Annotated in this window: 16 protein-coding genes and 1 riboswitch; of the genes, 12 read left to right on the top strand and 4 right to left on the bottom strand. The window is 70.3% G+C overall.

The window, feature by feature from the left end:
* Nucleotides 1-159: 159 nt before the first annotated feature.
* The 6 genes from ACFU8W_RS00445 (at nt 160) to wrbA (ending at nt 7,563) form a co-directional block, all read left to right on the top strand.
* Nucleotides 160-705, top strand: coding sequence for a GNAT family N-acetyltransferase (locus tag ACFU8W_RS00445; protein WP_384030864.1), 546 nt, complete (start codon nt 160-162; stop codon nt 703-705).
* 352 nt (nt 706-1,057) lie between these two features.
* Nucleotides 1,058-3,430 carry a SpoIIE family protein phosphatase gene (locus ACFU8W_RS00440; RefSeq protein ID WP_384030863.1) on the top strand — a complete coding sequence of 791 codons (2,373 nt, stop codon included), beginning with the start codon at nt 1,058-1,060 and terminating at the stop codon, nt 3,428-3,430.
* Nucleotides 3,431-3,549: 119 nt separating this feature from the next.
* Nucleotides 3,550-3,644, top strand: a riboswitch (TPP riboswitch).
* Entirely contained in the window at nt 3,636-5,042 is a 1,407-nt protein-coding gene (locus ACFU8W_RS00435; RefSeq protein ID WP_384030861.1) for a purine-cytosine permease family protein, read from the top strand. (Overlaps the previous riboswitch by 9 nt.)
* A gap of 59 nt (nt 5,043-5,101) precedes the next feature.
* On the top strand, nt 5,102-5,911 hold the full coding sequence (gene thiM, locus ACFU8W_RS00430) for a hydroxyethylthiazole kinase (RefSeq protein ID WP_384030859.1): 810 nt from the start codon (nt 5,102-5,104) through the stop codon (nt 5,909-5,911).
* Nucleotides 5,908-6,585: a thiamine phosphate synthase gene (gene thiE, locus ACFU8W_RS00425; protein WP_384030857.1), complete on the top strand. Its 678-nt coding sequence runs from the start codon at nt 5,908-5,910 to the stop codon at nt 6,583-6,585. The genes thiM and thiE overlap by 4 nt, the downstream gene beginning before the upstream one ends.
* A 369-nt stretch (nt 6,586-6,954) precedes the next feature.
* Entirely contained in the window at nt 6,955-7,563 is a 609-nt protein-coding gene (gene wrbA / locus ACFU8W_RS00420; RefSeq protein ID WP_345516482.1) for an NAD(P)H:quinone oxidoreductase, read from the top strand.
* A 101-nt stretch (nt 7,564-7,664) separates the two neighbouring features.
* Here the strand turns inward: wrbA and ACFU8W_RS00415 are convergent, their stop codons facing one another.
* On the bottom strand, nt 7,665-8,288 hold the full coding sequence (locus ACFU8W_RS00415; protein ID WP_345516480.1) for a histidine phosphatase family protein: 624 nt from the start codon (nt 8,286-8,288) through the stop codon (nt 7,665-7,667).
* A 406-nt stretch (nt 8,289-8,694) separates the two neighbouring features.
* Here ACFU8W_RS00415 and ACFU8W_RS00410 point away from each other — a divergent pair, with 406 nt between their 5' ends.
* Nucleotides 8,695-9,330: an Imm21 family immunity protein gene (locus ACFU8W_RS00410; RefSeq protein WP_384032015.1), complete on the top strand. Its 636-nt coding sequence runs from the start codon at nt 8,695-8,697 to the stop codon at nt 9,328-9,330.
* A 130-nt stretch (nt 9,331-9,460) separates the two neighbouring features.
* On the opposite strand, the gene ACFU8W_RS00405 is transcribed toward ACFU8W_RS00410, so the two are convergent.
* The 3 genes from ACFU8W_RS00405 to ACFU8W_RS00395 all read right to left on the bottom strand — a co-directional run bounded on the left by ACFU8W_RS00405 (nt 9,461) and on the right by ACFU8W_RS00395 (nt 11,963).
* The gene (locus tag ACFU8W_RS00405; RefSeq protein ID WP_384030855.1) at nt 9,461-10,105 is read right to left on the bottom strand and encodes a DsbA family protein; all 645 of its coding nucleotides are present in this window, start codon (nt 10,103-10,105) and stop codon (nt 9,461-9,463) included.
* Between the two features lie 321 nt (nt 10,106-10,426).
* Complete coding sequence (locus ACFU8W_RS00400; protein WP_384030853.1) at nt 10,427-11,140, bottom strand: SDR family NAD(P)-dependent oxidoreductase; 714 nt, start codon at nt 11,138-11,140, stop codon at nt 10,427-10,429.
* 520 nt (nt 11,141-11,660) lie between these two features.
* Nucleotides 11,661-11,963, bottom strand: a complete 303-nt coding sequence (locus tag ACFU8W_RS00395) for a muconolactone Delta-isomerase family protein (protein WP_345516475.1) — start codon at nt 11,961-11,963, stop codon at nt 11,661-11,663.
* Nucleotides 11,964-12,327: 364 nt separating this feature from the next.
* On the opposite strand from ACFU8W_RS00395, the gene ACFU8W_RS00390 reads away from it, so the two are divergent.
* The 5 genes from ACFU8W_RS00390 (at nt 12,328) to ACFU8W_RS00370 (ending at nt 16,880) form a co-directional block, all read left to right on the top strand.
* Nucleotides 12,328-12,945 carry a TetR/AcrR family transcriptional regulator gene (locus ACFU8W_RS00390; protein WP_384030850.1) on the top strand — a complete coding sequence of 206 codons (618 nt, stop codon included), beginning with the start codon at nt 12,328-12,330 and terminating at the stop codon, nt 12,943-12,945.
* A 236-nt stretch (nt 12,946-13,181) separates the two neighbouring features.
* A complete protein-coding gene (locus ACFU8W_RS00385; protein WP_384030848.1) occupies nt 13,182-14,216 on the top strand; it encodes a nitronate monooxygenase in 1,035 nt (344 codons plus the stop codon).
* A 247-nt stretch (nt 14,217-14,463) separates the two neighbouring features.
* The gene (locus ACFU8W_RS00380) at nt 14,464-14,640 is read left to right on the top strand and encodes a hypothetical protein (RefSeq protein WP_384030846.1); all 177 of its coding nucleotides are present in this window, start codon (nt 14,464-14,466) and stop codon (nt 14,638-14,640) included.
* Between the two features lie 327 nt (nt 14,641-14,967).
* On the top strand, nt 14,968-15,558 hold the full coding sequence (locus ACFU8W_RS00375) for a helix-turn-helix domain-containing protein (RefSeq protein WP_384030844.1): 591 nt from the start codon (nt 14,968-14,970) through the stop codon (nt 15,556-15,558).
* A 200-nt stretch (nt 15,559-15,758) separates the two neighbouring features.
* Nucleotides 15,759-16,880 (top strand): ABC transporter substrate-binding protein, encoded by a 1,122-nt coding sequence (locus tag ACFU8W_RS00370; protein WP_384030842.1) that lies wholly within the window; start codon nt 15,759-15,761, stop codon nt 16,878-16,880.
* Nucleotides 16,881-16,883: the final 3 nt, after the last annotated feature.

Below are 16,883 nucleotides of genomic sequence, written 5' to 3'. Positions count from 1 at the left end.
CCGTCCCCCCGGCACCCACCGACCGGCCCGGACTCCTCCTCCCCCGGGCCACGGCCCGCCCGTCTCCCCCGACCAAGGGACGGGCGGGCAACTCCCCCGGCCCGGGGCGTCCCGGGCCCTCCGCACGCCGGGATCCCCCCACCACGAAGGGTCGCGCCCATGACACTCACCACCGTCGGCCACCGCCCGCTGCCCGTACCGGCGCTCCCCGGTCACATCGCCGGATGGTCACTGTGCCCCACCGGGTCCGAGCCCGCTTCCGACGCCGCCCCGTTCGGCCCGGCCCCGGCAGGCACCGTCCGCGCGTACACCGCAAGCACCGGCCACGACGGGCCGCCAGTCACGCGCGTGACGATCCATCGGGTGCTGCACCATCCGCTGCGCGGCTGCTACCCGGTAGGCGCACACGATCTGCTGCTGGAGCTCGTCACCACGGAGCCGCAGCCCCCGTCAGCGGCCGACGGCACGGACACCACCGCGCTGCTCGACTCCCTGGTCGCCGCCCTCTTCGCCGCCGATCCGTCCTGCCGCCGCATCATGACGGCGCCCGCCGTCGAGGACACCGCTGCTCAGGAGCAGTACGCCGCCGGGGGCTTCCGCCCGGTGGCCGAGGCCGATGTGCGCGGAGGAACCGTGCTCCTGATGGTCGTCGAACCTGCACAGGTCACCACCATCGCCACGGCTCTGTCCGACATGCCGCACTGACGCGCCACGTCCGCAAATCCGTACTGCCCCTGCTGCCGGCGGCTCCTCCTCGCCGTCGCCGCGCCCTCTGGCGGCCACGCCGCCGGAGGTGACGCCCTTCGGCGACGGTCCGAGGATGCATCTGTACGTCCCGGACAGCGTTCGGGCGCGGTCGGCCGTGCCGGCTGAGGTGCACTGCGCACGAGCTCCGGTCCGGCGTTCCACTCGGGGGCGGCGCGCTCAAGGAGTCGGGCACCACCCCGGTCTTTATCATGGGCAGGGAGAGGCCTGGGACGAGGTGGTGCCGGTGCGCGTACCCAAGGATTCCGGGGGCCTCGACGCAGGGTCGGGAGACCCTTTGTCGGGGGCGTGCATGGCCATCGCATACGTGGCGGAGAACGGCGCGATCTTTCTGTGGAGCCCGCAGGCGGAAGCACTTCTTGGATACCCCGCGGAAGACGTCTGCGGAAAGCCGGCGGTGGATCTGCTGACCGCCCGGGCGGACCGGGAAGCGGCGGTGGCTGCCCAGGTACGGCATACAGCCGGGCAGAGCTGGGACGGCGTACTGGGCATGAGGCACCGCGACGGGCACGAGGTGTCGGTGGCGGTGCGCGTGCGACCGCTGCTCAGCAAGGAGGGCCGGGCCGGCTGGTCCGTCAGGGCCGCCGACGCGCGGGCGGTGGAGCGGGAGGAGGTCGACCGCGCGATCCTGGAGGCGCTCTTCAGCCAGTCCCCGATCCCGGTGACCGTCATGGACACCGAGCTGCGGTACCTGTGGGTGAACGCCGCGACGGAGCGCGTGACCGGCCTGCCCGCCGAGCGGCTCATCGGCCGTCGCATCGGCGATGACTCACCGGACTCGGCCCCGACGATCGACCGGGTCCTGAGCCGGGTGCGGGACACCGGCGAGCCGGTGGTCGACTTCCAGGTGCACAGCCGGCTTGCGTCCGATCCGGACCGCGACCACGTATTTTCCGCCTCCTCCTTCCGGCTGACAGACCCGGCCGGCCGCGTCCTGGGCATGTGCCAGACGTACGTCGACATCACCGACGGCTATCAGGCCCAGCAGCGGCTGGCGCTGCTGACCGAGGCCGGCGTGCGCATCGGCACCACGCTGGACGTGAAGCGCACGGCGCAGGAACTGGCTGACGCGGCAGTTCCCGGACTCGCGGACTTCGTCGCCATCGACCTGCTGGAGGCAACGGTGCGGGGCGAGGAACCGGCCCCCGGGCCGGTGGCAGGGGGGGTGCGTGCGCACCGATCGGGACTCCGCTCCATCCGCGAGCACGCCCCGGAGGCCGTGTTCGTGGTGGGCGAGGCAGTGGCGTTCCACCCGGGCACTCCACAGGTCCGGAGCCTGGCCACCGGGCAATCGGTTCTGGTGCGGAAACTGGACCCCGACAAGTGGTTCGTCCATGACGCCCGGCGGGCCGAGAAGATCCGCAGGTTCCGTTTCCACTCGTACATGGTGGTGCCGCTGCGGGCTCGCGGCATCACGCTGGGTGTTGCCACCCTCGGCCGCAACCAGGATCCTCGGCCCTACGACGAAGGGGACCTGTCCCTCGCCGAGGACTTTTCGTCCCGCGCCGCCGTATGCATCGACAATGCCCGCCGCTACACCCGCGAGCACAACACCGCCCTGGCCCTGCAGCACAGCCTGCTGCCGCACGATCTACCCGATTACCCCGCCGTCGAGACCGCCCACCGGTATCTGCCGGCCGCCGCGCACGCCGGAGCGGGCGGGGACTGGTTCGACGTCCTGCCCCTGTCGGGAGCCCGCGTCGCCCTGGTCGTCGGAGACGTCACCGGCCACGGCCTGCACGCGGCGGCCGTCATGGGGCGGCTGCGCACCGCCGTCCATACCCTGGCCGACCTCGATCTCCCTCCCGACGAGGTCCTCACCCAGCTCGACGACCTCGTCATCCGTCTCATCGAGGAGGATCCCGACTGCGAGGGCGCCACGTGTCTGTACTCCGTCTACGACCCTGTCTCGCGCATCTGCGCGTTCGCGCGCGCCGGTCATCCCCCACCCGTCCTGGTGCAGCCCGACGGTGCGGTGGAGATCCTCGACGACATCCCGCCCGGACCGCCCCTGGGGCTGGGCGGTCTCCCCTTCGAAACCGCTGAACGCCGTCTCGCGGACAGCTCCGTCCTGGCGCTCTACACCGACGGCCTCATCGAAGCACCCGGCTGGGACGTCGACGCCGGGCTCGACCGGCTGTCCCGCACCATGGCCGGCCCCACCCGACCGCTCGAACAGCTCTGCGATGCCGTAGTCGCCTCCCTGCTGTCGGAGCACCGATCCGATGACGCTGCCCTGCTGCTTGCCCGCACCCGCGTACTGGAAGCAGGCCGGGTCGTCTCCTGGGAACTGCCGGTCGACCCCGCGCAGGTCGCCCACGCCCGCAACCTCACTACCCGTCAGCTCGCCACCTGGGGCTTGGAACCACTCACTTTCACCACCGAGCTGATGGTCAGTGAGCTGGTCACCAACGCCATCAGGCACGCGCACGGCCCCATCGCCCTGCGTCTCATCCGCGCCGCAGCCCTCATCTGCGAAGTCTCCGACGGCAGCCTCAGCGCCCCGCATCTGCGCCGCGCGCGCACCGGGGACGAGGGCGGCCGCGGCCTGTTCCTGGTGGCCCAGCTCGCCTCCCGTTGGGGCGCCCGCTACGACCGCGACGGCAAGACCATATGGGCCGAGCAAGCTCTTTCTCCTGTCGAAGCGCCGACTCCGGCGTTGTGACGCTCCAGCAGAGGCCCCCGTGAGCCGACCGCGCATCGGCACCACGGACGAATCCACCGCGTCGTTGCCACGCACTCCTGCGTACAGGTGTTCACAGGGATGAGGTTAGTCTGTCCGTCGTACCGGACACGGGGTGCCCCACCCGAGGGCTGAGATCACACCCGTCGAACCTGAACCAGTTCGTACTGGCGGAGGGATGTCTTCCATGCCTTTGACGCATGTTTCCGGCGGGCTGCCCGCCGACGGCCGGCAGACCGTCTTCGACGGGCGGATGCCGGCGGCCCCCGGCGACCTCCGCGTCGAGACGCACGGCATCGAGCCGGTCCCCGAGAGCAACCGCTACGGCGGTCCCGGGCGCCTGTTCACCGTGTGGTTCGCTCCCAACCTGACCATGACCGGCGTGTTCACCGGCACTGTCGGCATCGCCCTCGGCCTGGACTTCGCCACCGCGCTCGTCGCCGTCGTGCTGGGCACCGTGCTCGGCGCGGTGCCCACCGCTTATCTGGGCACCTGGGGGAGCCAGACCGGCGCCGGTCAACTGCCACTGGCCCGACTCGCGTTCGGCCGGGCCGTGACGGTACCCGGCATCCTGCAGTGGCTGTCCTCGGTCGCCTGGGACGCGCTGATCGGGCTGTTCGGCGGGGACGCGCTCGCGCGGCTGTGCGGCTGGCCGTTCTGGATCGGCGTCCTGGCCATGATGGTGGCCCAAGGGGCCCTCGGTGTCCTGGGCTACGAGGCCATCCACCGGCTTCAGATCGTCATGACCTTCGTGCTCGCGGCCGCGTTCGCGCTGATCGCCTGGCGGTTGCTCGACGGTGTCCACCCGGTCGGCTCGGGCACCGCCCACGGCGCCGACCAGGCCGGCGCGTTCGTCCTGACCAGTACCATCGCGCTGAGCCTGACTCTGTCCTGGGCTCCGTACGCCAGCGACTTCAGCCGCTACCTGCCGCGCACCGCCTCACGCCCACGCATGTTCTGGTTCACGCTGCTGGGCCTTGTGGTGTCCTTAGTGGCGGTCCAGGCCCTCGGGTTGTTGGGCGCGTCCGTACTGACCGACCAGACCGCCGCGGGTGTGGACAGGCTGCTGGGCGGTGGCGCGCTGGGTGCGTTCGGACTGCTCGCCGTGGCGCTGGCGGCCCTCTGCAGCAACGCCATGAACGACTACAGCGGTTCCTTGGCTCTGCAGACCGTCGGAGTGCGCCTCCCGCGCCCGGCGGCCGCCGCCCTCGCCGCCGTGCTCGGCTTCCCCCTGGTGCTGTGGATGCACGCTGCCGACACCACTGCCCGCTTCCAGAACGTGTTGCTGTTCGTCGGTTACTGGATTCCCGGGTTCGTGGCGATCGTCATCGTCGACTGGCTCGCCCGGGCCCGAGCACGGGGCGGCGCCGCGATCGACCTCGCCGCCGAGACCGCCCGGCCGCAGTCCGGATGGCCCCCGTTGCTGGCCTTCGCCGTCGCCTTCGCCGCGGCCGTGCCGTTCATGGACACCAGTCTGTACGTGGGCCCGGTGGCGGCCGCCCTGCACGGCGCCGACCTCTCGTACTACGTGGCGTTCCTCGTCGCGCTCGCCGTCTACGCGCCGCTGCGGCTGCGCCCCCGCCCGCAGGACTGACCTGCCGCCGGCCCCAGCACCCGAACACCCCCTTCCCTCCCCCCACGGAGCGATATCCCATGCCCCCGACATCCGCCGATCACACCGCCTTCGCCCCGCAGGCCCTCGCCCGCGTCCGGGCGGACTCCCCTCTGGTTCAGTGCCTGACCAACTCGGTGGTCACGGGCTTCACCGCCAACGTCCTGCTGGCGCTGGGCGCCTCACCGGCCATGGTCGACATTCCGCAAGAGGCCGGCCCGTTCGCCCGGATCGCCTCGGGTGTCCTGATCAATCTCGGCACCCCGCACGCGGAGCAGCGCTCCGCCATGGTCGAGGCCGCGCGGGCAGCGACGTCGGCCGGTACTCCGTGGGTCCTCGACCCGGTGGCGGTCGGCGCGCTGCCGGTGCGCACCGCGCTGGCACGCGAGCTCCTGGAGCTGCGGCCGACGGTGATCCGGGGCAACGCGTCCGAGATCATCGCGCTCGCGGGCGCGGGCGACGGCGGCCGCGGCGTGGACTCCTCCCATGGCGTCGAGGCCGCCGAGGAATCAGCATGCGAGCTGGCCCGTACAACCGACTGTGTGGTCGCCGTCTCCGGACCCGTGGACTTCGTCACCGACGGGGTTCGCAGTGCCCGGATCGCCAACGGGGACGCCCTGTTGACCCGGGTGACAGGTGGCGGCTGCGCGTTGGGGGCGGTGATGGCAGCCTTCGCAGCGGTCGACGACGACCGGTTCGCCGCGGTGGTGGCCGCCGTCGCCGCGTACACGGTCGCCGCCGAACTGGCCGCGAAGGAGGCCTCCGGGCCCGGCGGCTTCGCCGTCGCGTTCCTGGACGCGCTCGCCGCGCTGGGGGCAGCGGATCTCGCCGAGCGGGCGGCTCTCTCGTGACCACGACACCGGTGGATCTGTCGGTCTACCTGGTTACGGACACGGCCCAGTGCACGGCCCGCGGCCGGAGCGTGGCCGAGACCGTCGCCCTGGCAGTGGCCGGAGGCGTCACCGCCGTGCAGATCCGGGAGAAGCACGCCACCGGGAGGGAGTTCCTGCGTACGGTGCTGGAGGTGGCCGACGTCCTGCCCGAACGAGTGACGCTGATCGTCAACGACCGGGTGGACGTGTACCTGGCGGCCCGAGCCGCCGACGCACGCGTGACGGGGGTTCACGTCGGCCAGTCGGATCTACCACCGGCCGCCGTACGCGACATGATCGGAGAGCACGCGGTGCTGGGCCTGAGTGCGGCCACCCCCGATCAACTGCGCGCCGCCGCCGAGGATCCGGCACGCGTCCACCACGTCGGCATCGGCGCACTGCACGCGACCCGGACCAAGGCGGACGCCCCGGCCCCACTCGGCCATGCCGGCTTCGCCCGCCTCGCCCGGCTCAGCGGCCTGCCCGCCGTGGCCATCGGCGGCGTCACCCCGGCCGACCTGCCGTTCCTGCGGGATTCAGGGGCGGCCGGAGCCGCCGCCGTCTCCGGCATCTGCGCCGCCGAGGACCCGCGCGCGTCGGCCCGCGCGTACGCCCGGGCATGGTTCGGTACCCGGAACGAGAGCCTCGCATGACCGCGTCGGCCCGCGTGCTGCCGATCGACGGATCCGACTCCGGAACAGGAGCCGGAATCCAGGCCGACCCGCACGAGGAATGCCACGTACGCAACTGGCCAAAAGCCGAAAGGCGCCGCGGCACAAGCTCTGCGTGACGATCCGCACACCCTTCCCAGAGCCGACCCTGTACGCCGGCCGGGCCACATCCGCCTGACGCCCCCGCGCGACTTGCCGCCTCGGCCGATCCGAGGCCGCGATCCGCCCTGCGGCGATCAGCCCCATGGCGCCGCACACCTTTGACAGTTCTCGACCGGTCGTCTAGTTTTAAATAGTCGACCGGTCGGCTAGATCCGCCCCCACTTATCCCGCAACGAAACGGAAAGCCCCATGACCACCCCCGTGAAGCTCGCAATCGTCTACTACTCCGCCACCGGCACCATCACCGAGATCGCCAAGGAACTGCACGACGTCGGCATCAAGTCCGGCGCCGAGGTCCGCCTGCTCAAGGCCGCCGAGCTGGCCCCGCAGGCCGCCATCGACTCCAACGCCGCCTGGGCCGCCAACCACACCGCCACCGCCCACATCCCGGTGGCCACCCCCGAGGACGTCGAGTGGGCCGACGCCGTGATCTTCGGTACCCCCACCCGCTTCGGTAACGTCTCCTCGCAGCTCAAGCAGTTCATCGACACCCTCGGCGGCCTGTGGGCCCAGGGCAAGCTGGCCGACAAGGTCTACAGCGGCTTCGTCTCCACGGCCACCCCTCACGCCGGCCAGGAATCCACCCTGCTCGCCCTTTACAACTCCGTCCACCACTTCGGTGGCATCACCGTCACCCCCGGCTTCACCGACCCGGCCAAGTTCGTCGACGGCAACCCCTACGGCACCTCCCACGTGGACGCCCAGGGCAACAACCCCGTCGACGACACCACCCGCACGGCAGCTCGCATCCAGGCCGAACGCGTCGTGAAGATCGCCGCACAGCTCAAGGCCGCCTGACCGTCCACCGGTACGGGCCCCGACGTCGGCACCGCCGGCATCGGGGCCCCGAACCACCTTCTTCGTCTGGTGACTGCCGATGCAGTGGAGGGTCGTTGCCCTCAGACGTGGAGGTCGGGCGGGAAGCCGGTCCAGCGAAGGTCGGCCGGCAGGTGGCTCATGTCGTTGTAGAAAAGCACGGATGAGGGCCGGTCGGACGCATAGCGGATGACGGTCAGCGCGGCGTTGGCGTGGTTGATGCCCATCCAGCGCCACTTCGGGGCGTCGAGGGCAGCCCGGACGAGCCAACCGATAAGGAAGTTGTGCGTGACGACGAGTTCGTGGCGCGGCTCGTTACCGGCGACAGGTCCGGTGAACTGCGCGAGAGCTGCCCGGGCCAGTTCCGGCCCATTTTCGCGTTCCTCGGCTGGGAACTGGGCCAGGCGACCGAGCATGGCATCGGCCGATTCCGACGGCAGCTCCTCGCGCTGTGGCAAGTAGGGGATGTAATCGCCGGCCAGTTCGGACGGCTGCAGGGGGACACTTTCGAGCTGCTCGCAGACCAGCTGCGCCGTCTGCTCCGCGCGCGCGAGCGGGCCGTGGTGGATCGCCGTGAGAGGGGCCTCACGAAGCCGCTTCCCGAGCAGGACGGCTTGGCGTCGGCCGTTGTCCGCCAACTTGCTCTCGTCCTCGGATGCCTCACCGTGCCGCGTGAGGTAGAGGTAGCGGGCAGCTGTTGCCGTCATGGGCGAGTCCTCCGTCAAGGGTTCATGATCTTGCGAACGTCTGGACGGACGCCGGCATGCGCCGTGCGGTTGCGTCGCCGACTGACGCATCCCGAAGCGGCGTCTCCGTCAGCGACGCGTGCTGGTCGGCCGACCTTGGCGGGTTCATGCTTCTCCCTCTCGGTGGTCACCGCCGCTTGCCCGGCGGCGTCGGAGCAACTGGTCGTAGTGGGCCACCGAGGGCAGAGGCCTGGTGCCCGGGTCTCGATGTCAAGCCGCCGGTCGCGGCGAGGGGGCGCGGGTACCCGGTCTCACGCGATCTGGTCCGATGCCATGAACGTGCAGTCCGCCGCAGGGTGTCGGTGAAGCTGCTCCGCGGCCCGCGGAAAGCATTGTCAGTGGCCGAGGTGATACTGACGTGGTGAAGATGTCCTCCTCCACCGAAACCAGTTCAGCCGAGCCTTCCCTCACCTGGGTCGAGTCGATGGGAGGCCCTCTGATCGCCGTTCCGGTTTCCGCATTGGACGGGTGGCGTGGCTGCACGGAGTCGGGGATGGTCATCGGCGACGGGGACGTCGCGGACGACTACGACCGCGCCTGCGAGGTGGACGGCCTGGCCGGCGTGATTGCTGTCGGCGAGGAAGGCGCGCGAGGACTTGTCTTGGCAGACCAGCCCGCAACCACCTGCTATCTGTCGGAACATCACGCCTTCGTCCGGTGGCTCGGAGCCGGCTCCGAGGCCGATCTGATCGCCGCAGCCAAGGCTGTACTCGCCGACCCCACCATCCAGTGGGAGGAGTGCGGTGTCTGGGAGACGAACGGCTCGGTGGTGCTCATGGATTCTGTCACCGCCGGAGCCGAGCTGGACGTCGAGTACCCCAACGGCGGAGGACTGCCGGAGCAGGCCTCTGTCCCGATACCACCAGGCCGCTGGACAGTCCGCGCCGTCCACGCTTCCCCAAACGACGACGCCTGGGTGGGACTGGTCCGTCTCCTGCCGTCTGACGGAGACTCATTCTCATCGGGACGCCGGATCAGGACGCTTCCTCATCAAGTCGGCTGAGGAATCCGTCGAAGAACTGTTCCGAGCCACCCGCCCCTTGGCTGCCGCGTCGTCTCGCCGGCGTGGGTCGAAAGGTCAGCCGGTCGGCGGGTCGGACCCGCCTGCGGCGTCACCACGAACATCATCGCTGTCAGTCGAAGACGGGATCGACGGTGCGGCTGCGCTTGATCTCGTAGAAGCCCGGGGTGGAGGCGACGATGAGGGTGCCGTCCCACAGCCGTCCGGCCTGTTCGCCCTTGGGGGCGGGTGTGACGACCGGGCCGAAGAAGGCAACCTGGCCGGTGTCGGTGTCCGGGCCCGGTACGGCGATGATGGGACTGCCGACCTCCTCGCCGACAAGAGCGAGACCCTTCTGATGCGAGGCGCGCAGCAGTTCGTCGTAGGCATCCGTGTCACCGGTGTCGGCAAGGTCCGCGGGCAGTCCGACGTCTCGCAGTGCGGCTTCGACGGTCGGGCGGGTCCTGGGCTGCTGCTGTCGGTGGAATCGGGTGCCGAGCGCGGTGTAGAGGGGCTCCAGCACCTCGGGGCCGTGGGCTTGCGAGGCCGCGGTCAGGACGCGGACCGGTGCCCATGCCTGCCCCATCAGGTCGCGGATGCGCTCGGGCAGTTCGTCGAGGCGGCCTTCGTTGAGGATGGCCAGGCTCATCACATGCCAGGTGATGGCGACAGGCCGGGCCTTTTCGACCTCCAGCATCCAGCGGGAGGTCAGCCAGGTCCACGGACACACGGGGTCGAACCAGAAGTCGACGGGTGTGCGGGGGCGGGAGTCGTTCACGAGAGGATCCAAACGCGGTCGCGGAGCCCGCGGGACGGGCCGGGGATGGTTCAGCGGTCGGTGGGCAAGTCGGTGGACGCCGTCAGTTCGATGGCTCCGATGCGGGTGCCGGATCACAGCAGGGGCGTGGGACGCCTGCCGCTGTCGCGGATCGTGCGGACAGGCCCGGCCACGAGTGCGGCACCCGGCCCGTGTGCCGCTCCGACGGGCCGGTATGTCGGACCCTGCCACCCCGGCATGCCGCACCCGGAGCGCTCCGCGGCTGCCGGGACGGGGCCTGCCCCCCACACGGTCGAGGGACAGGCAGCAGGGGCCTGCGGCTCAGTGACCTGCGCTCTGGCCGCCGTCGACGGGGAGGATGACGCCCGTGACGAACGGGGCCTTCTCGAGGTAGACCACCGCGTCGACGATGTCGCTCACCTCACCCATCCGGCCGACCGGGTGCAGACCGGCGAGGAACTCGTGGTGCTCCTCGGGGTGCATGGGGGTCTTGATGGTGCCCAGGGCGACGGCGTTGCTCCGGATGCCGCGGGTGGCGTACTCGATGGCCAGGGCCTTGGTCGCCGACTGCAGGCCCCCCTTGGTCAGCGAGGCGAGCACCGAGGTCACCCTGGAGTCGGCCTGGTCGGCCAGGCTGCTCGTGATCTGCACGACGTGACCGCCGCCCTGCTCGAGCATGCGCTCGACCGCGAGCTGGGTGATCCGGAAGAAGCCGTCCACGTTCACGCGGAGCACCGCGTCGTAGTCGTCCTCGGTGTAGTCGGTGAAGGGCTTCGCGATGAAGATCCCGGCGTTGTTGACCAGCGTGTCGATGCGGCCGAACCTCTCGACGCCCGCAGCGATGACGCGCTCGGCCGTAGCGCGGTCGGCGATGTCGCCCTGGATGGTGAGGACCTCCGGGTCCTGCGACTGGGGAATGTTGCGTGAGGTGGCGACGACGGCGTAGCCCAGCTTGCGGTAGGCGGCGACCAGGCCGGCGCCGATTCCCTGAGAGGCGCCGGTGATGACCGCGACCTTCTGACCCTGGCTGCTCATGATGACCTTCTTCAAAGGGGTGGGGAGTCTCGTACCGGCACTAGCCGACCGGTCACCTATAAACTAGACGACCGGTCGAGAACCGTCAAAGATTCGGCGTCGCGAGTGGCAGGGGCGGGGGTACACATGCCGCCGCAAATCGGACTGTCCGCTCCCACCCCACCATCGGGCACGGCAGGGCGGAGAGCGGCGCGCCACGGGTGCACCACCCGTTCCGACGGGTCCGCGCGCTTCACCGGGGCCGGCCGATCCATCCGGGCCTCAGCGCTGTCAGCCGGTACGAACTGCCGGGCGGGCGCGGATTCCGGATGCGGCACGGGGCGGCCCGAGCCGACGCGTCTACGGCCCGGGCCACGAAAGCCCGGAGTGAGCGGAGCGCGCCGCCGGGCGTCGCGACGGGGCGCCGCATCGATTCCTTCATGACACGCACCTCGATGTGTGCGCGTCAGGGCGGGGCGCGACTCCCCGCCGCGACCACGACCGGGCGGCGGGGAGCCGGGCGCGGGGACGAGATGCGCGGTCAGGCGACACCTCCGTTCCCACCCGGGTCATTGGGGTGCGACTGGACGGCGGTGACCACCGCGGTCATCCACGGCCACAGGGGCAGTGTGCCGAGCACCTTCTCGTACAACTCGGCCTCGTCGGCGGCGCGCCACAGACCGACGCTGCGCAGTTCACCCACCGGGCGCCACAGCCTGACCAGGTGACCGGCGGCGGCCAGTTCACCGGCCCGGACGGCTTCGGCCGCGCGACGGCGGTCGACCTCGGCCGGATCGGTGCCCTCGGGGACGGTGGTGGTGAGCCCGACCAGGAACTCCTTCATGTACTTACCTCTCTCTGATGCTGTGGGGACTTCGGCAGCGCCGGGAACACGCAGAAGGGGACAGTGACGCACTCCCGCGGCTCATGGTGCTCGCCGCGGCGAGCACGACCGGCCGGACGACCGGACGGACCGGCCGACGCACACCTGCGACAGGGCCAGCGATGCGGGCCAGGCGCACCGTGGGCGCACCCCGGATGCCGCGGGAGCCGGTGCGGCGATGCACTACTGGTTGCCCACGGCCGCACAGTGCACCGGTGACCCGGGACGACGCCACGACGGCTTCCTCCCTGCCGATGGGTGCAGGATAGCCATGACTAGTCGACCGGTCTAGTAAAATATAGTCGAGCGGTCATATACTGGCGCCATGGGACGGACCAGCGATGCCAAAGAGAAGATCCTCAGCGCTGCGCACTCGCTCATCGAGCTGCGCGGCTACTCGGCTCTGGGCGTGGCCGAGATCTGCAAGACGGCCGGGGTACCCAAGGGCAGTTTCTACTACTTCTTCGAGTCCAAGGAGGCTCTCGCCCTGGCCGTGATCGACGAGCAGTGGGCCGTCCAGCAGAGCGACTGGACCCGCATCCTCAACAGCGGCGCGGAGCCACTGCAGCGGCTGCGGCAGCTGTTCGAGGAGACGGAAGCCGAGCAACGGGCCGGCCAGCAGAGCTGCGGGACCGTTTCAGGCTGCATGTTCGGGAATCTCACCCTGGAGATGAGCAACCAGACCGAAGCTGTCCGCAAGCATCTGCAGGAGATCTTCGATGCCCAGGTCGAGATGGTCGACTCGGTCATCACCGAGGCCCTCCAGCGTGGCGACGTCACCGTCACCGACACGCGTGAAGCTGCCCGATCGGTGGTCGCGCAGCTCGAGGGCCAGGTCTTGTTCGCCAAGCTCTACAACAACACTTCCCAGCTCAGCGCCCTCTGGACGAACTGCCTGGCGCTGCTGGGCGCTCGCCCGGCGCAGGCCCCGGCCGACGCCTGACACGACGGCTGCAGACCTCGATCTGCGGCTGTCGCGGCCGACGGGCGGGGCAGGGGCAGCTCCGGAAAGTCCATCGGCCCGGTGGCGAGCTGCCCGCCGGGCCGGGCGACACGTACGGCCTCGCACGACATGCCAAAAGCCGGACCGAGGCCCGTCCCGCGGACCAACCGGAGTTCGGATCGCCCGGCGACCCGACAGAGCGGGCATCACCACCTCACAGGAGGAAGACACCCATCATGGTCTCGCCACTGGCCGCTCTCGGGGTCAGCATCCCGGTTCTCGCCGCGCCGATGGCCGGCGGCCCCACCACGCCCGCGCTGGTCACCGCTGCGGCCCGGGCGAACAGCCTCGGGTTTCTTGCCGGCGGCTACCGGACCGCCGGCGCCCTGGCCGAGCAGATTGCCGAGGTCCGGTCCGACGGCGCGCGCTTCGGGGTCAATCTGTTTGTGCCCAACCCCGTCCAGGTCGACCCGGAGGCCTTCCGCCGCTACGCGCGCACCATCGCCCCCGAGGCCCGGACCTATGGCATCGACATCCTGGCGACCGGAATCGTCGAGGACGACGATCACTGGTCGGACAAGATCGACCTACTGCTGTCCGACCCGGTACCGGTCGTCAGCTTCACCTTCGCCGTCCCGGAGGCAGCGGTGATCGCCGCGCTGCGCGCCGCTGGGACGCTGGTCGTCCAGACGGTCACCTCGGCTGCGGAGGCCCGCCTGGCCGCGGAAGCCGGCGTCGATGTGCTGGCCGTGCAGGCCTCGGCGGCAGGAGGGCACTCCGGCACGCTCACCCCGCAGCACATTCCGGCACCCGTTCCCCTGACCGACCTGTTGGGCGAGGTGCGCCAGGCAGTGCCCCTACCGCTCGTCGCCGCGGGCGGAGTGGCCACCCCGGCGGACGTGACCGGGGCGCTGCGCGCCGGAGCCGCGGCGGTCATGGTCGGCACCGTCCTGCTGCGTGCCGACGAGGCCGGCACCTCACGACCCCACAAGGCCGCACTGGCCGACCCGGCGCGGCGCCGGACCACCGTGGTGACCCGGGCCTTCACCGGGCGCCCCGCAAGGGCACTGCGCAACGGCTTCACCGACCGCTACACCGACCTCGCCCCGGCCGGCTATCCCGCACTGCACCACCTGACCAGCCCGATGCGCAAGGCGGCCGCCGCCGCGGACGATCCCGAACGGATCAATCTGTGGGCCGGCACCGGATACCGCCATGCCACCGCCGAGCCCGTCGGCCAGATCCTGCAGCGGCTGGCGTCCGGACTCTGACCGGCGCACCATGACCGACGCCCGGCACACTCCGGGCGACTCGGGCGCAGGGCAGGTCCGACAGGCGCAGCATCTCCGTCGAGCAAGTGACGAATGCGAGCGCATGGTCGAGGTAATACGGCCACCGGAGGCCCCACGGCGGGTTCACCGCCCCCTGGGTGACTTCCATGACGCACCTGGCCCTCGTCGGCCGCGCCGGCTCACAGCCGACCTGGAGCCGCCACCAAGCCGCCGAGGAGACGACGCGATGTGTTCTGCACCCGAGAGTCCCGAGGCCGCCGAAACGGCGCGCCGCGCACAATTCGGCAAGCTGCCGGAGCGAATCCCCCTCGAAGAGACGGTCGAGGAACGGGCGGCCACGGCGCCGGACTCGGCGAAAGAAACGTACAACGCCGAGGACTGGCTTGTCCGTTACTGCCCGTGAGCCCCGTCGGCCACACCACGTCGGCCACACCGCATTGCAAGCCGGGCGCCCATTTTGTGAGCTCCCCTAGGACCGACCGGCAATTGGGGGGCGGCGCCACGGGGCTGGGGCACGCAGCGTTGTGACGGCGAAACCCCTGATGACGAAGGTCTCCTCAGCGGCGTCCAGGATCCGCTCGCGCCGCTGCGCCCTACCACGAGCCCGCACGCGGTGGTCACGTTCCGGTGACGGCACAGGGAGGGTCTTGTATCGCAGATCACGTCAGCGTACGGTCCGTATCACCCCAGCGAACAAAGTGTTCGCTGAAGACGCATCAGGTGTTCACTCATGACTGATCGTTCGTCGCCGGACCCCTCCGCCAACGCTGCCGACACGGCCCTGGGGACCCGCATCCGGGAGTACCGGATGATGCGGCGGATGTCGCTGCGCGCCCTGGGGGAGGCAGCCCAGGCCAGCCCCGGGTTCCTCAGTCAGCTGGAACGTGGGCAGGCGAACTCCTCCATCGGCATGCTGCGGCGGATCGCCGTGGCGCTCGGCGTCACCGTGGCCGACCTGTTCGACCAGGACAGCAGGCCCGGTCCGAGGGTGGTGCGGCGGGCCGACCGTCCGATGCTGCACACCGCTCCGGGAAGTCGCAAATTACTCATTTCACAGCGCCCGCTCAGCCATCTGGAGGTGTACGCGGGCGAGTTCGACCCAGGGGCCTCCACCGGCGACGACGCCTACACCCATGGCGACTCGCAGGAGATCCTTCTGGTGATCAGTGGTGGCGTGCGGGTCGAACTCGACGGCCGTGCCCACGACCTGGAGGCCGGCGACAGCATCGAATACCGCTCCTCGGTGCCGCACCGCGTGGTCAACAGCCATGAAACGCCTGCGGAAGTCCTCTGGATCATCAGCCCACCGACACCGGACTGACTTCTTCCCACCGCACCCCGCCCACCCGTCGCACTCCCCTTCCCCCAGGTGCGCCGCGCCCTCTCCCCAGAGGTGCGCCTCATGCGCCCTCCTGCCGCCCCCTTCCCTGACGTGCCCCTGTCGCCGCGCGCTTCTGTCGCCGCGCCCTCCGCGCCCTCATCGTCCTCTGGTGCCTTCACCGTTCCTTCTTGGAGTCAGTAATGCCCGGAATATCCCGTAACATCCTCAGGTGTACCGCTGCCGCCGGTGCCCTGCTGCTGTCCCTCACCGGCTGCTCCGGCACCGGCCCAGCCGCGGCCGACGTCGACCTGGGCCCCGGTCCGGCCGTGGCCGGCAAGGTCAAGAAGGGCGCGCTCGACGGCGTCACCCTCACCTTCGCCTCCTACGGCGGCATCTACCAGGACGGCCAGGAGGCCGCGGCCGTCAAGCCGTTCGCCACGAACTCGGGGGCCAAGGTGCTCTCCGACGGTCCCACCGACTACACCAAGGTCAAGGCCCAGGTCGACGCCAAGAACGTCACCTGGGACGTGGTGGACGCCGACACCCTCTGGGCCGAGCGCCAGTGCGGCAAGCTGTTCATGCCGCTCGACAGCGACATCGTCGACACCTCCAAGCTCCCCAAGGGCATGGAGGGCAAGTGCTCCGTGCCGGCCATGAGCTACGGCGTGGTCCTGATGTACGACAAGAAGAAGTTCGGCGACAACCCGCCGAAGGACTGGGCGGACTTCCTCGACACGGCCAAGTACCCGGGCAAGCGCGCGATACCCGGCTTCGCGTCGGACGCGGCCCCGGGTGCGCTGGAGGCGGCGCTGATCGCAGACGGGGTCGCTCCCGACCAGCTGTATCCGCTGGACGTCGACCGGGCCCTGAAGAAGCTGACCAACGTCCGCTCCTCGCTGGTCTTCTGGGACACCGGTGCCCGCTCCCAGCAGTTGCTGGAGTCCGGCGAGGTCTCCATGGCCATGGTGTGGTCCGGCCGCGCCTACTCCGCGGTCAAGAACGGCGCCCACTTCGCGCCGCAATGGAACCAGTTCCTGCCGGTCTCCGACTCCCTCGCCGTTCCCGTCGGCGCGAAGAACCCCAAGGCCGCCATGGCGCTGATCAACTACTACCTGGGCGCCACCCAGCAGACCAAGCTCACCGAACTGACCTCCTACTCGCCGATCAACTCCGACGCCAAGCCCAGGCTCGACGAGCTCGCCTCGCAGTACGTGACCACCGGCCCCGAGCGGGAGGCCCAGGCGCTCAAGATCGACAACGCCTGGTGGGCGAAGAACCAGGAGCAGATCATCCAGAAGTGGTCCGACTGGCTGGCGCGGTAACCC

The organism is Streptomyces sp. NPDC057565, from assembly GCF_042801455.1.
In the GTDB taxonomy this organism is placed as follows: domain Bacteria; phylum Actinomycetota; class Actinomycetes; order Streptomycetales; family Streptomycetaceae; genus Streptomyces; species Streptomyces yanii.
Note: the sequence above shows the minus strand (reverse complement) of the source record. Positions and strands in the feature narration are given on the sequence as shown.